15 protein-coding genes are annotated in these 15350 nt (G+C 39.4%); 3 read left to right on the top strand and 12 right to left on the bottom strand.

Annotation, left to right across the window (positions count from 1 at the left end):
- Positions 1-3: 3 nt before the first annotated feature.
- The 10 genes from uvrB to NU09_RS09880 all read right to left on the bottom strand — a co-directional run bounded on the left by uvrB (position 4) and on the right by NU09_RS09880 (position 12214).
- Positions 4-1992, bottom strand: a complete 1989-nt coding sequence (uvrB, locus tag NU09_RS09835) for an excinuclease ABC subunit UvrB (RefSeq protein ID WP_129751111.1) — start codon at positions 1990-1992, stop codon at positions 4-6.
- 119 nt (positions 1993-2111) lie between these two features.
- On the bottom strand, positions 2112-2774 hold the full coding sequence (locus tag NU09_RS09840) for a thiamine diphosphokinase (RefSeq protein ID WP_129751112.1): 663 nt from the start codon (positions 2772-2774) through the stop codon (positions 2112-2114).
- Between the two features lie 44 nt (positions 2775-2818).
- The gene (locus NU09_RS09845; protein WP_129751113.1) at positions 2819-3640 is read right to left on the bottom strand and encodes a DUF4249 family protein; all 822 of its coding nucleotides are present in this window, start codon (positions 3638-3640) and stop codon (positions 2819-2821) included.
- Positions 3641-3681: 41 nt separating this feature from the next.
- Entirely contained in the window at positions 3682-4506 is an 825-nt protein-coding gene (locus NU09_RS09850) for a DUF4249 domain-containing protein (RefSeq protein WP_129751114.1), read from the bottom strand.
- A gap of 9 nt (positions 4507-4515) precedes the next feature.
- Positions 4516-6897: a TonB-dependent receptor gene (locus tag NU09_RS09855; RefSeq protein WP_129751115.1), complete on the bottom strand. Its 2382-nt coding sequence runs from the start codon at positions 6895-6897 to the stop codon at positions 4516-4518.
- Between the two features lie 220 nt (positions 6898-7117).
- Positions 7118-9343, bottom strand: coding sequence for an NADP-dependent isocitrate dehydrogenase (locus NU09_RS09860; protein WP_129751116.1), 2226 nt, complete (start codon positions 9341-9343; stop codon positions 7118-7120).
- A gap of 290 nt (positions 9344-9633) precedes the next feature.
- On the bottom strand, positions 9634-9984 hold the full coding sequence (gene rplS / locus NU09_RS09865) for a 50S ribosomal protein L19 (protein ID WP_129751117.1): 351 nt from the start codon (positions 9982-9984) through the stop codon (positions 9634-9636).
- A 177-nt stretch (positions 9985-10161) separates the two neighbouring features.
- A complete protein-coding gene (gene trmD / locus NU09_RS09870) occupies positions 10162-10836 on the bottom strand; it encodes a tRNA (guanosine(37)-N1)-methyltransferase TrmD (RefSeq protein ID WP_129751118.1) in 675 nt (224 codons plus the stop codon).
- A gap of 78 nt (positions 10837-10914) precedes the next feature.
- A complete protein-coding gene (locus tag NU09_RS09875; protein ID WP_129751119.1) occupies positions 10915-11367 on the bottom strand; it encodes a DUF1569 domain-containing protein in 453 nt (150 codons plus the stop codon).
- Positions 11368-11404: 37 nt separating this feature from the next.
- Positions 11405-12214, bottom strand: a complete 810-nt coding sequence (locus NU09_RS09880) for a class I SAM-dependent methyltransferase (protein WP_129751120.1) — start codon at positions 12212-12214, stop codon at positions 11405-11407.
- 106 nt (positions 12215-12320) lie between these two features.
- Here NU09_RS09880 and NU09_RS09885 point away from each other — a divergent pair, with 106 nt between their 5' ends.
- Positions 12321-13253 carry a peptidylprolyl isomerase gene (locus NU09_RS09885; RefSeq protein ID WP_129751121.1) on the top strand — a complete coding sequence of 311 codons (933 nt, stop codon included), beginning with the start codon at positions 12321-12323 and terminating at the stop codon, positions 13251-13253.
- Between the two features lie 145 nt (positions 13254-13398).
- Positions 13399-13941, top strand: coding sequence for a hypothetical protein (locus NU09_RS09890; protein WP_129751122.1), 543 nt, complete (start codon positions 13399-13401; stop codon positions 13939-13941).
- Between the two features lie 26 nt (positions 13942-13967).
- On the opposite strand, the gene NU09_RS09895 is transcribed toward NU09_RS09890, so the two are convergent.
- Positions 13968-14522, bottom strand: a complete 555-nt coding sequence (locus tag NU09_RS09895; protein ID WP_129751123.1) for a thioredoxin family protein — start codon at positions 14520-14522, stop codon at positions 13968-13970.
- A gap of 66 nt (positions 14523-14588) precedes the next feature.
- Here NU09_RS09895 and NU09_RS09900 point away from each other — a divergent pair, with 66 nt between their 5' ends.
- Positions 14589-14921, top strand: coding sequence for a tRNA-binding protein (locus NU09_RS09900; RefSeq protein WP_129751124.1), 333 nt, complete (start codon positions 14589-14591; stop codon positions 14919-14921).
- A gap of 32 nt (positions 14922-14953) precedes the next feature.
- Here the strand turns inward: NU09_RS09900 and NU09_RS09905 are convergent, their stop codons facing one another.
- Positions 14954-15325, bottom strand: coding sequence for a PUR family DNA/RNA-binding protein (locus NU09_RS09905; RefSeq protein ID WP_129751125.1), 372 nt, complete (start codon positions 15323-15325; stop codon positions 14954-14956).
- Between the last annotated feature and the right edge of the window lie 25 nt (positions 15326-15350).

A 15350-nucleotide genomic window follows, 5' to 3' on the forward strand; every position in this document is an offset into this window, starting at 1 on the left:
AATTTAAATCTTCTCCTGCAACACCTTAATTTCATCCCTTAGCTTGGCAGCCTGCATAAAGTCAAGATCTTTAGCGGCTTTTTCCATAGCCTTACGTTTTTCACGTATAATCTTTTCAATTTCGCCCTTGGCCATATAAGTGGTATCGGGTTCGGCAGCCATTTTAGGTGCGTTGTCATAATGGTACGACGAGATAGGGCTTTTGGTAAGCGAACTTTCAATTTTCTTATTAAGCGCTTTAGGTTCCAGTCCGTGTGCCGTATTAAAGTTCATTTGCTTTTCACGGCGGTAGTTGGTTTCGTCTATGGTACGCTGCATACTGTCGGTTATCTTATCGGCATACATAATTGCCTTACCGTTTACGTTACGGGCAGCACGACCCACAGTTTGTACCAGCGAGCGCGTACTTCTTAAAAACCCTTCCTTATCGGCATCCAGTATAGCCACAAGCGATACTTCCGGCAGGTCAAGCCCTTCCCTTAAAAGGTTAACCCCAATAAGCACATCAAACAATCCTTTACGTAAATCCTGCATGATCTCCACACGCTCCAATGTATCGACTTCCGAGTGGATATAACGGCAGCGAATGGATACTTTGGTTAGGTACTTGGCAAGTTCTTCGGCCATACGCTTGGTCAGGGTAGTAACCAATACGCGTTCGTCGGCCTCTACACGCTGTTGTATCTCTTCTATAAGGTCGTCTATCTGGTTAAGGCTTGGGCGTACTTCAATTATAGGGTCTAATAGCCCGGTAGGGCGTATAACCTGTTCTACATACACACCGCCGCTTTTTTGAAGCTCATAATCGGCAGGGGTGGCACTTACATATACTACCTGGTTTTGCAGCGCTTCGAACTCCTCAAATTTGAGCGGACGGTTATCCATAGCCGCAGGCAGCCTAAAGCCGTATTCCACAAGGTTTTCCTTACGTGAACGGTCACCACCATACATAGCGTGTACCTGAGAAACCGTTACGTGGCTTTCGTCAATCACCATAAGAAAATCATCAGGGAAATAATCCAGAAGGCAGAAAGGCCTTGTACCCGGTAACCTTCGGTCAAGATAGCGCGAGTAGTTCTCGATACCTGAACAGTAACCAAGTTCACGAATCATTTCAAGGTCAAAATTGGTACGCTCCTCAAGGCGTTTAGCTTCGAGGTGCTTGCCTATTTCCTTAAAGTAATCTACCTGTTTTACCAAATCCTGCTGTATTTCCCATATAGCACCCTGTAGCACATCGGGAGAGGTTACAAACATATTGGCAGGATAAATATTAAGGCGGTCGTATTTTTCTATTACAAGTGCTGTTTTGGCATCAAAGGCTTCAATTTCCTCAATCTCATCCCCAAAGAAATGCACTCGGAAAGGATCATCAGCATAACTGGGGAAAATCTCTACCGTATCCCCCTTAATACGGAAAGTACCCGGGGTAAATTCGGCTTCGGTACGGGAGTAAAGGCTCTGTACCAGCCTGTGTAAAAGTTTGGTTCTCGATATAACCTGATCGCGCTCTATAGAGATTACGTTCTTTTGAAACTCAACAGGGTTACCTATACCATACAGGCAGGAAACCGATGCAACCACAAGTACGTCGCGCCTTCCCGAAAGTAGGGAAGATGTGGTGCTTAAACGCATTTTTTCCAGCTCCTCGTTTATGGAAAGGTCTTTTTCTATATATGTTCCCGTTACGGGTATATAAGCTTCGGGCTGGTAGTAGTCGTAGTAAGACACAAAGTATTCAACCGCATTGTTAGGAAAAAACTGCTTGAATTCGCTGTACAGCTGTGCTGCCAGTGTTTTGTTATGTGCCAGTACAAGGGTAGGTTTTTGTACCTCTTCCACAACGTTTGCCATGGTAAAGGTCTTACCCGAACCGGTAACCCCTAACAGAGTTTGAAAACGTTCCCCCGATTTTAATCCGTTACTGAGTTGTTTTATTGCTTCGGGCTGATCACCCATCGGCTTATAGTCTGATACTACCTTAAATTTCATTTCTTTTTCCTTGCTTTCCACAAAGATAGTGAAATAGATTTTTGGTTATTTGTTTATATGGTTATTCGGTTTGAAGTAATCAAATCAACGAATTAGCGTATAACCGACCTATATGTAAATCAATCAAAACATTCCATCATAAGGAGGTCACCTTCCTTATGCACTATGGTTACAATACCATCGTTTACGGTAGTATTGCTGCTGCCTGTGCGGTAACCAATAGTCAGTTCCTCATCATTAAGAGGGTACTTTAGGTTTTGTGTGCTTATACCCGATACTTTGCCTATAGGAATTAATGAAACAGGGGTACTGGCAGGGTACCATTTCTCAAACTTTTGTGGTAACAGGAAAATTTTAGAATGGTCGTCCAGTATCACTATTTTAATTAGGTTGCGGTAGCGCACTATATTGGTAATATTGGTAATGGTATGGTCGGCACGTTTACCGGTAGCCCAAATTACATTTACCGCGGGTATTTTACGTTCAATAAGGTAATCAAAGGCTTTTTCAAGATCTGTCTTTTCCTGATCCGGACTGTAAACAACCTCAAGCGGATACTGTAGGTCTTTGTATTTTTCGGAATCAAAATCGCCGTCAAAATCACCTAAAAGCACATCTATCTTAATGCCAAGTTCCATAACGCGTTCTATAGCATTATCCAGTACAATTACAAGTGGTGACCATTCCAGCAGCTGATCTGTTAACTCTCTTGAGCAGGCAGCGCCGTTAGCAATAATTAAAGCCGGTTCCTGGTCGTCCCTTACAATGTGGTGTGATGACATAGTTTTAATTTAGGCTGTAAAAATACAAACTTTACAGTACAATGCTATTCTACGGTGTAGGTTATAAAAGAACCTTCACTAAGCCTGAAATAACCCAGGGCATAATTGTCAGGATTAGTTTGGTTTACAATATTGCCCCTAACATTTATTGAAGGTGTTCTAAATGGATTTGTAACATTTTCTTCGTCTACAATGCTTAGCAGTTTAGACATATAATCAAAGTGTCTTGAAGAAATCCCGTAAAGGAAAGTTGTAATTTCATCTCCCGGCTTAAGGTCATCAAATATGGTTATGGTATAAGTGTAGTTGCCGTTTACAAAACGATCATCAAAAATAGCCACGCCGCCGCTGTATCCTTCACGGCCTATTTCCCTAAGGTAGTAGTTGGTTTCGGGAGGGTCTAGAAAGTAAGCTTTTAAGGACATGTCGTTAGGGTCAAAACCTTCATTAGTTAGTATCACTTCCTCAAGCTGAGGTACAGGCATTAGTGTTTCGGTAGCCGTAAATGTTTCTCCGTTAACTTCTACAAACAAAGTGTATGTTTCCCCGATTTCAGGATTAAAATTAATGCACGCGTATATACCCTGAAACCCTGATTTTTCTTCACTAAATTCAAACACATCATTTTTGCTGTTGGTAACATATACAGTAGCTCCGCTAACTATAGGAACGTCTGTATCATAAAACCCTGCGGTTGTGGTTAAACGTACTTCCTGATAATGTCCGGTAAATGTTTTCATCCAGTTAAAGGAGGCTTCTACAACCAGTCTGGGAGGAGCAGTGGGGAGGTCTAAATCAACAACGTCTTCACAGGCTGTGAAAAACAGTCCTGTGAAGACGAGTAATAAAGTGTATAGTTTTCTCATTCAGAAAGGTTTGCTGAAAACCTAACGCAAAAACTATGCTATTATTGAACTGTGTAATCAATTTTTACAGCCTGAGTTACACGAAAGTACCCCAAAGCATAATTATTGATGTCGTTTTGGTTAACCAGGTTACCTCTTACAGTAGACGGCGGAACCTGAAACGGACCACTACCTGCACCGCCTTCGGCAATTTCAATTAGCTGTCTCATATAGTTATAATACCTTTCAGAACTACTATGAAGACTTATATTTACAACCTGACCCGGTTCCAGATCTTCATCACTAAAAAAGTTGAACATTTCGTTCCCTTGGTTAAAGCGGTCTTCCATTGCATCATAATCAGGGTAAGGAATAACCGGGGCATCAAAGCGGCCTAGGTACCAGTTGTCTTCCTCTCCATTATCCTGAAAAAAGTATCTCACCTCTATTTCATCACCAAAAAAACCTCCTTCATTATTCTGTACTACCTCAGTAATATCAGGGCAGGCATAAAGTGTTTCGGTAGCTTTGAAGGTCTGTCCGCCTGAAACTACGGTAAGAACATATGTCTCACCAATTACAGGCTCAAAATTAATACAGTTATAAAGTCCTGTACCGGGATTTTCAACAAAATCGAATATTGTTCCGATTGAATTGGTTACAAATACTGTAGCACCCGATACAACAGGTACTTCAGGCTCATAATACCCTGCTGTAGTGGTTAGCCTTATGGTTTGTTCGCTACCATCGGTACCCTTAACCCAGTCAAGGGAAGCATCAACTACAAGGCGTGGTGGTGCAGTTTCAAGATCTACATCAACTACCTCTTCACAACTCGTGAATAAGGCTATGGTTACTATTGCTAATATGTATTTTATATTTTTCATGACGGTTCCTTAAAATTTAAAGTTATACGTAACGCTTGGTATAACACCAAAAATAGACAGCCTTACAGCCTCGTTGGCTCCTGTATCCTCATTTTGCCTGAATGTAATAGAAGCTGCATTCATCCTATTGTAAAGGTTGTAAATACTGAATACCCATTCTCCCTGCCATCCTTTTTTCTTTTCAGGTTTAGGAGTGTAAGTTGCCGATACATCCAGGTGATGGTAAGCAGGGTTTCTGTCCATGTTTCTTGCACCAAAACTAGGTACTACAACATCTCCGTACTGGTAATATCCGTTAGGGTACGTTACTGCCTGACCCGACTGTAGTGCGAATATCGCACCGAACGACCATTTAGGGTTAAGTTCATAACTTCCGGTAACAGAAAGATTATGTGTTTTGTCGTATCCTGCAAAATACCAGTCACCATTATTAATTCCCAGTTCATTTGGCGTTCTGCCCGGGGTTTGCTGTTCAGTACGGGATAGTGTGTAAGATATCCATCCTGTTAGCTTACCTGTATTTTTTCTAAACAATACTTCAAGTCCATAAGACCTTGCCCTTCCTGGTAGTACAACCTGTTCAATTGCTTCATTTGCAATAAGGTTAGCACCGTCAATATAGTCAAGCCTGTTTTTTATCTTTTTATAGTATACTTCTGTTTCAAGGCTGTAAGCCGCATCTTTAAAGTTTCTGAAGTATCCTACTGCATACTGGTCAAGCGTTTGCGGTTTCAGGTAATCATCACTTGGGGCCCAAACGTCTAACGGAGTAGGTGATGAGGTATTGGTTATAAGGTGAAGGTATTGTGCCATCCTGTTATAGGATGCCTTAACCGACTGCTCATCGTTTAATTTATAAGCAATACCTACACGAGGCTCAAGATTATTGAAGTCGGCTATAACATCACCGCTGCCATAATGTTTAGTATCTATTGGAGTAGCTTTTTCGTAGATTTTTAGCTCATCGTTAAAAACAACAGCCTGATTGTTGGTATAAATATTCATATCCTGTGCACCAAGCCTGTAGAACATACTATAGCGAAGGCCGTAGCTAACGGTAAGGTTTTCCGTAAGCTGCTGTTCTGCATCTATATAGATGGCAGGTTCAAAAGCATATTTTTTATCTAACTGGTCAGGGTTTATGTCGGAGTCTTCACCGCTTGGCTCAATTGTACCAGGGTTAAAGTCATAATAGATAGTATTAAGCCCGTAGTTTAATTTGAATTTATCTGACAGGTAATGTTTAAGGTCGTACTTGAAGTTGTAGTTTTTAATACCCGAATCCCAGTTTAAACCAACAAAATCAAGCTCTAAGCCATAGTAGTAATCGCTATAGATTAAAGACATGTTAGCAAATAGCTTCTCGCTGAAAAGGTGGTTCCAGCGAAGGTTTACCACAGCATTCCCGTATATGTTATTAAAGCTGTCGCTTATTTCTAATAAGTCACGCCCAAAATACCCTGATAAGTAAAGGTTATTGTTATCGTTAAGCTTGTAGCTTAGTTTAGTGTTAAGGTCATAAAAATAGGCACTGTTTTCTTCTCCTGCCAGTTTCATGAAAAGGTGTGCATAAGAAGCACGTCCTCCTATAAGGAAAGAACCTCTTTCTTTCACGATAGGACCCTCTGCCAGAATTCGGCTTGAAATGGCACCAATACCTCCAGTCATATGGAACTCGTTGCTGTTACCCTCTTTCTGGTAAATATCAAGTACCGAAGATAAACGTCCGCCATATCGTGCAGGGATACCACCTTTATAAAGCTTAAGGTCCTTAATAGCATCGGCATTAAAAACCGAGAAGAAACCGAAAAGGTGAGAGGAGTTGAATATGGTTGCCTCATCCAATAGTATAAGGTTTTGATCGGCAGCACCACCGCGTACGTTAAAGCCTGAAGCCCCTTCTCCCGCATTTGTAACACCCGGAAGTGTAAGGATTGATTTAAGTACATCAACCTCACCCATTACTACAGGCATCTTCTTGATTTCCTGAACCGATAGCTTATTAACGCTCATTTCGGGTGTGCGGATGTTTGCTTTTTGCTGATTGGCTGTAATTACTACTTCCTGTAACTCTTCACTGGATGAAGAGAGTTGAAAATTTTTCCTTACATTTTGATTAAGGGTAATGGTTTCGGTAATGGTACCAAAGCTTACATAGCTTATCTCTACCGTATAGGTTCCTGCCGGAAGTGAGATGGAAAAAAATCCGTACTGGTTTGTAGCGGCTACGGTTTCGGTTTCCTTAATGTAAACATTTGCTCCGATGAGAGTCTCATTACTGCTGTCATCTGATATGGTACCGCTTAGGGTAAACTTTTCCTGAGAAAAGACAACAGCCGTAAAGAACAATAGAAAGAATGCCGGGAGGCACCTTTGTTTAAAAGTGTTCATTTGTTGATTGATTGAAGTGATTAGTTTTTTTAGCAAATTCTTTGGAAAGCATAACTTTCCGGTATCGTAACGTCTTACAGACGAATTAAATTGTGTTGTGTTACATAATTGATGAATTTTTAATCGATTTACTCCTTTTTTTTGCGTGATTGTCACAATTTAAGTACATAAAAAAAAGCTGCCGGGTTAGGGCAGCTTTTAAAATATGATATGTTTGTTATTAAGCAAGTTTAGCTAATATGCTGTTAAGCGTTTCGCTTGGTCTCATAGCTTTATCAGTTTTAGCAAAATCAGGGTGGTAGTAACCACCTATTTCCTGTGGTTTGCCCTGAGCTCCAATTAACTCGTCGTTAATTTTAGCTTCATTAGCTGTAAGCTCTTGTGCAACAGGAGTGAATTTAGCTTTAAGTTCTGCATCCTTATTTTGAGCAGCAAGTGCCTGAGCCCAGTATAAAGCAAGGTAGAAATGGGAACCACGATTATCAATTTGTCCTACTTTACGTGCCGGAGACTTGTCGTTTTCAAGGAATTTCTCGTTAGCAGCATCTAAAGCTTCAGAAAGCACGATAGCTTTAGCGTTGTCCTGAGTTTGGCCTAGGTGCTCAAGAGAAACACCTAAAGCAAGGAACTCACCAAGAGAATCCCAACGAAGGTAACCTTCTTCCACAAACTGCTGAACGTGTTTAGGGGCAGAACCTCCCGCACCTGTTTCAAATAAACCACCACCATTCATTAACGGAACGATAGAAAGCATTTTTGCAGATGTACCAAGTTCAAGGATTGGGAATAAGTCTGTAAGATAATCACGTAATACATTACCTGTTACAGATATAGTGTCAAGACCTTTTCTTATTCTCTCTAAAGAGAATTTAGTAGCCTCGATAGGGTTCATGATATGGATTTCAAGACCGTTAGTATCGTGGTCTTTTAGATACGTTTTTACTTTTTCGATAATCTGAACATCGTGAGCTCTGTTTTCATCTAACCAAAATACAGCAGGAGTTGCAGATAATCTTGCACGATTTACGGCAAGTTTAACCCAGTCCTGGATAGGAGCATCCTTAGTCTGACACATTCTGAAGATATCACCAGCCTCAACATTCTGCTCCATATATACAGTACCGTTATTGTTGTCTGTAACCTTAACAACACCGTTTGCACTTAGTTGGAATGTTTTATCATGAGATCCATATTCTTCAGCTTTTTGAGCCATAAGGCCTACGTTTGGCACGCTACCCATAGTTGCAGGGTTAAATGCACCGTTAGCCTTACAGTCTTCTATTGTAGCTGTATATATGCCAGAGTAACTTCTGTCAGGGATAATGGCTAAAGTATCTTGTTGTTTTCCTGCAGCATTCCACATTTGTCCTGATGTACGAATCATAGCCGGCATAGAAGCATCTACAATAACGTCAGACGGAACGTGTAGGTTAGTAATACCCTGATCAGAGTTTACCATTGCAATAGCAGGACCGTTTTGGTACACCGCTTCGATAGCAGCTTTAACTTCTGCTTCCTGAGGAGTACCTGCAATTTTAGCATAAACATCACCTAATCCGTTTCTTGTATCAACACCAAGCTCGCTGAAAAGGGCTGCATATTTAGTAAATACATCTTTAAAGAACACTTCTACAATAGCACCGAAGATAATAGGATCTGAAACCTTCATCATGGTAGCTTTAAGGTGAACAGAGAATAATACACCCTGTTGTTTGGCAACTTCTACCTGCTCAGAAACAAAAGCCTTAAGTTTAGTAAGGTTAAGTGCAGAGCTGTCTATTATTTCTCCTGCCTTTAGCGGAGTACTTTGCTTAAGCACTGTTGTAGTACCGTCGTTAGCTGTGAATTCAATTCTTACATCAGTAGCTTCTTTTACAGTAACTGATTTCTCGCTACCATAAAAATCGCCTTCACTCATGCTTGCAACATGCGTTTTAGAGTCAGAAGACCATGCACCCATTGAGTGAGGGTGAGCTTTAGCGTAGTTCTTAACCGCTTTAGGTGCTCTACGGTCTGAGTTACCTTCACGTAAAACCGGGTTAACTGCAGAACCTAATACTTTAGCGTAACGAGCCTTGATTTCTTTTTCAGCGTCGTTTTTAGGCTCTTCAGGATATTCAGGAACATTATATCCCTGTGCTTTAAGTTCTTTTATGGCAGCTTTAAGCTGAGGAACAGAAGCAGATATATTTGGTAACTTGATAATGTTAGCTTCAGGGGTTTTAGCAAGTTCACCTAGTTCGCTTAACGCATCACCTATTTTTTGGTCTGCAGTAAGGTTTTCCGGGAAGTTTGCAAGTATTCTTCCTGCAAGTGAGATGTCTCTTGTTTCAAGCTGGATTCCGGCAGGAGCAGCAAACGACTGTACAATTGGAAGAAAAGAATGGGTAGCCAGCATAGGGGCTTCATCGGTTATTGTGTAAATAATCCTGGATGTTTTTGACATTTCTTTTACGTTTTTAAAGGCCCTTCCGGCCACACATCATGAAGCCAGCAGGTGTAATTATTAATGAGTTGTAATTTTGTTTGTGTGCTGTGCTTATAAGGGCTGTAGTAAATGGAGGTAGCCCAAGTAGTATCCCTAAAAAGCAGGCTTGCAAATATAGCAAAATCTAAATAAAAATCTTATTGGTAATTCTTTAAAAAAACGTTGTAGTAATTTAGGAATTCTCAATAAAAGGCATAAAAAAATCCCTATGCAATGCGTAGGGATTTTGTATAGTGCAATCAAAGAAATTATCTTCTTCTTTCTTTAATTTTTGCTTTTTTACCAGTAAGGTCTCTAAAGTAGAATATACGAGCTCTTCTAACTTTACCTCTTTGGTTAAGTTCAATTTTTTGTAATGCAGGCATGTTGATAGGGAAGATACGCTCTACACCTACTGAACCAGACATTTTACGAATGGTGAAAGTTTGAGTGATACCAGCACCTCTTTTTTGGATAACAACACCTTTAAAGAACTGAGTTCTTGTTTTTTCACCCTCTTTAATTTCGTAGTACACAGTAATTGTGTCTCCTGAGTTGAATTCAGGGAAATCTTTTTTCGCAACGAATTCGTCCTGAACGAATTTTACTAAATCAGACATGATTTTAAATTTATATAGTTTGAATCAGAACAACATTCACGGTTTTCGCCAGAGGTTGATCCGAAATTGGCTGCAAATATAGTTAATTTTTCTAAACGTCAAAACAAATTTAAGTGTAAAACAACTGTTTCTTAAATGTTAAGCTTCAGTTATTTAGCGTTATTTTGGTTTTATATATTACTCCAAAAGATCAGGCCTTCTGTTTTTTGTGTGTTCAAATGCTTTTTCTTCCCTCCATTTATCAATATTGGCAAAGTTTCCGCTTAAAAGCACATCAGGCACTTTCCATCCTTTATATTCCGCCGGGCGCGTGTAGATAGGAGGGGAAAGCAGATTGTCCTGAAAACTATCGGTAAGGGCAGAGGTTTCATTGCTTAATACTCCCGGTATAAGTCGTATTATGGAGTCGGCAACAACAGCTGCTGCAAGCTCACCTCCCGAAAGTACAAAATCTCCTATGGAAATCTCTTTGGTAATAAAATGATCGCGAACACGCTGATCAACACCTTTGTAATGTCCGCAAAGTATAATGATGTTTTTAAGTAACGACATTCGGTTAGCCATTCCCTGATTAAGGGTTTCTCCGTCCGGAGTCATATAGATAACCTCGTCATATTCCCTTTCGCTTTTAAGTTTGCTTATGCATGCGTCTATAGGTTCTATCATCATAACCATACCGGCACCTCCACCAAACTGGTAGTCGTCTACGTTTTTATGTTTGTTGGTGCTGTAATCCCTTAGGTTATGTAGATGTACTTCCACAAGGCCTTTGTCTATGGCGCGTTTAAGTATAGAGGCTTCAAACGGGCTTCTTAAAAGTTCGGGCAGTACAGTTATAATGTCTATGCGCATTTTTAAAGTTTCAGAGTTTTAAAGCGGCAAAGATACAAAGTTTAACGGCTAACCTGCAAAAGGGTTAGCCGTTGTTTATTATGATCCAAATTGTTTTAAATGGTGATCAAGGTGTTTGTACTGCAATGCGTCCCACTCTTCTATGTTCATTGTACCAAAGAATGGGTGTTTAAGGTTTTTTATACACTTGTGTCCATCTTTGGCAAAAACCTCTACAAGTTCTACAAGTTCATTTTTTGTGGTTTCAAAATCCGGCTCGTGTGATACCTTGAACTCTTTTGCGGTAGGCATGCCTTTACCAAAAGGCTGTGGCTGTAATAATTTCTTTTTGGCCGATTTGCCAAAAAAGAAAACAAGAAGCTTGTTTGGTTTTAATTCCAATGTCCCGTGGGCTACCTTAATAGGCTGCTGGCAGTGCAATAGCATTTGACTTACCGTCATTTTTCCCCATTGAGAAAGGGTAATTGGTGTAAGCTGATTAATTCTTTCTATAAGTTCTTTATTATCGGAGGGATTAAATATACTCGGCATAAGTTCGTTTTTTGAAAATTTCTCCCAAATTTAAGGATTATTCATCTAACTTTTTCACTGCTTTAAGCGCATAAACAAAAGGAATTTTGTTTTGCAAGTGAGGGATTCTAAAGTGTTTGCTTTCAAATTCTTCCATGTTGCTAAAGCAATTATAGGGAGAATAATCATACTCCTTAAAGGTCTTAATTTCAAGATTATTGGAAATCAGACTGGTAAAAACCTCGCTAAGGTCGTGGTTCCATGAAATGGTTTTGGCTTCCATGGGAGCTGCTTTATCTGCATAAGTTCCTGTTTCGGTTTCAATAATAGTTTCTACATTAAAATAGCTGTAGTCTATTTTTTGAAAACCACTGTCAAACATCCATACAAAAGGATGAAATTCGGCAAAAACAAAGCTGCCTCCCGGTTTTAAAAAATGGTTAATCACTTTTGCCCATTTATCAAGGTTGGGCAGCCAGCCAATAGTGCCGTAGCTGGTAAATACAATATCAAACTTTTCATTGAGATGATTGGGTAGGTTATACACATCACAACATATAAAATTGGCAGGTATTCCTGTGGTTACTGCAAGTTCTCGGGCTTTGTTAATGGCAACATCAGAAAGGTCTACTCCCGTAATCTGTGCGCCCATTCTTCCTAAAGACAAGGTGTCCTGACCGAAATGGCATTGCAGGTGCAGTATTTTTTTGCCTGTAATGTTGCCTAAAAGTTCAAGCTCAATGCTGTTTAGTGATGTTTCTCCGTTAAGAAACCCGGTCATGTTGTAGAAAGCGGAATCTATATGGAATTCTGTCTTTTTGTTCCAGGCTTCTTTGTTTATGTTTATGTAATTGCTTTCGTTTTCCATAGCTTTTGGGTTTGATATCCAAATTTACCTTTTTCTTATAATTCGTTATCAGGTTTAGTGGTAATTAATTTGTAAATTTGCGCCTCATAATAAAAAATAAAGACAGATGGAAAACGGAATTTACGCTAAATTCAATACCCCAAAAGGTTCTATTTTAGTAAAACTTACTCATGATAAAACGCCTGGTACTGTAGGTAACTTTGTAGGACTTGCCGAAGGTAATCTTGAAAACGATGCTAAGCCGCAAGGCAAACCATATTATAACGGACTTAAATTTCACAGGGTTATTCCTGATTTTATGATTCAGGGAGGATGCCCGGTAGGAACAGGTGTTGGTGGTCCTGGTTATCAGTTTGATGATGAGTTCCATCCGGAACTTAGACACGACAAGCCTGGAGTACTTTCTATGGCAAATGCAGGTCCCGGTACTAACGGATCTCAGTTCTTTATCACTCACGTAGAGACACCTTGGTTAGATAACAAACACACTGTTTTCGGACATGTGGTAGAAGGTCAGGATATTGTTGATGCTGTTGCTCAGGGAGATGCTATTGAAAGTATTGAGATTATCCGTGAAGGTGATGAGGCTAAAAATTGGAATGCGATTGAGGCTTTCAGAACTTTTGAAGGTTCACGAGAAAAACGTATTGCTGAGGAAAAAGAAAGAGCTGAAGCTGAAATGGAAAAGCTTGCTGCAGGTTTTGATAAAACAGACAGCGGACTTCGTTATAAAATAATCCAGAAAGGTAGCGGCAAGAAAGCTGAAAAAGGGAAAACTGTATCAGTTCACTACACAGGTTCTTTAGATAACGGACAGGTGTTTGATTCATCATACAAAAGAAAACAACCTATTGATTTTCCTCTAGGTATGGGGCATGTAATTGAAGGATGGGATGAAGGTATCGCTTTACTACAGGTTGGTGACAAAGCAAGATTTGTTATTCCTTCTCATCTGGGTTATGGTTCTCGTGGTGCAGGTGGTGTTATTCCGCCGGATGCTACACTTATTTTTGATGTGGAACTAATGGATGTAAAATAATAGTATTTAGTATTGAGATCTCAGAATTGAGATTTAAATACTTTTAAATATTCAAAGCGCTTCTTTTTGAGGCGCTTTTTTTATTGGAATACTTTTTGAATGTGATGTTTATATGGCTTATTTTTGTAAAATACATTACAGCGTTATGAAAAAGCTTTTATTCTTAGTTATAATATTGATAGGTTTTACCGCAAAAGCCCAATTGCCGGGTTCTACCATGCACTGCGGGTATGATTTTACATCATATTTGGTATTGCATGTACATGAGCAGGGTAAGGAGGAAAATGTAAAAAATCTTAAGATAACTGTTGTGGATAGCTTGGGGCGTGACCTTATTAATGTAAACAATATGTATAGCTGGAGTAATGCTAACAAACCGCTTCAATTTTCGCTTAACTATCTTATCGACGATAATAACAAAAGGCTGGAAGAAGGTGCTACTGCTACAAAAGAGCGTTGGTTTTTTCCTTTTGCCAAAGATAATTACCTGTTATCTGTAGCAAATACTTTTCCTGCTGATAGTTACAGTATAAAGGTTGAGGATACAACGGGAGCTTATAAACCTGTAATTATTCAGCTTTATGCTTACAATATGTATGTACTTTGCTCTAATGAAAGTAGAGACGCGGCTATGAAATTTGGGCGTAAAATGAATAAACCTTTGGAGATAGTACTTGAAAAGAAATAATTGTTAGTTTAGATAACTCTATTAATCTACCTCCATTTTATATTACACCCCATACTTGGTTTTTGAGGCTCAGGTATAGTACGGTTGTATAAAATGCCATCTATGGCATTACGCAGGTCGCTGCCGCTTACCGGTATATTATTGCCCGGACGGGAATCGTCAAGCTGCCCACGATATACCAGTCGGTTTTGAGAATCAAATAAGTAAAAATCAGGTGTACAGGCAGCATCGTATGCTTTCGCCACTTCCTGAGTTTCATCAAAAAGATAAGGGAAATCTATATCATTTTTAAAGGCAAACTCGGTCATACGGTCAGGGCCGTCCTGTGGGTATTTTACAGGATCGTTACTGCTAATGGCTACCATGCCTATTCCCTGTACGGTATAATCGTTGGCAATCATTACAATTTCCTCAAGAACATGTAATACAAAAGGGCAGTGGTTGCATATAAACATGACTAATGTGCCTTTTTCGCCTTTAATATCCTTAAATGAAAAACTGTTGCTGGAGTTGGTGTCTTTTAAATAGAACTCCGGTGCTATAGTACTTAACGGAAGCATGTTTGAGGGTGTGTTTGCCATTTCTTAGAAAAGATTTATTTTAGCAAATTACGATAAATTTTAAAATAAAATAAAAAAGAAAAAGCTATGTTAACATGGGAAGAATTTGAGAAAACCGAGATGCGGGTGGGTACTATAACAGCTGTAAATGATTTTCCGGAAGCCAGAAAGCCTGCCTATCAGCTTACTATAGATTTTGGTAATGAAATAGGAGTGAGGAAATCATCGGCACAAATTACAAAACGTTATACAAAGGAGCAGCTAACCGGAAGACAGATTGTTGCTGTGGTGAATTTTCCTAAAAAACAGATAGGAAAGTTTATGAGCGAATGCCTTGTCCTTGGTGCTATGGGTGCAGATAATGATATTGTACTGCTGGCACCCGATTTTAAAGTAGAAAACGGATTGCGTATAGGATAAAATAAAAAAACTGCCAATAGGCAGTTTTTTTATTAAATGTCGTCAAAGTTTACGTCTGTAAAGCTTTCGGTTGTAACAGTTTCCTCAGCTTTATCGGCAAACAGTTTTTTGAAATCTTTCTGGTGTCTTTCAGATATTACTTCTTCACCTTTATGTGCAAGTACATAATCGGTCATTTCATTAAGTATTTCTTTGAAAGCAGCGAAATCTTCCTTGTAAAGATAAATCTTGTGTTTTTTAAAGTGGAAAGAACCATCTTCTTCTGTAAACTTCTTGCTTTCAGTAACTGTTAGGTAGTAATCGTCAGCTTTAGTGGATCTCACATCAAAAAAATATGTCCTTCTTCCTGCCCTTAAAACTTTAGAAAAGATTTCTTCTTTTTCAAGCATGTCATTATCTCTCATAATCCTTCGTACTTTTTTAATTGGT

It is taken from the genome of Flavobacterium beibuense (assembly GCF_004151245.1).
Lineage (GTDB): Bacteria > Bacteroidota > Bacteroidia > Flavobacteriales > Flavobacteriaceae > Flavobacterium > Flavobacterium beibuense_A.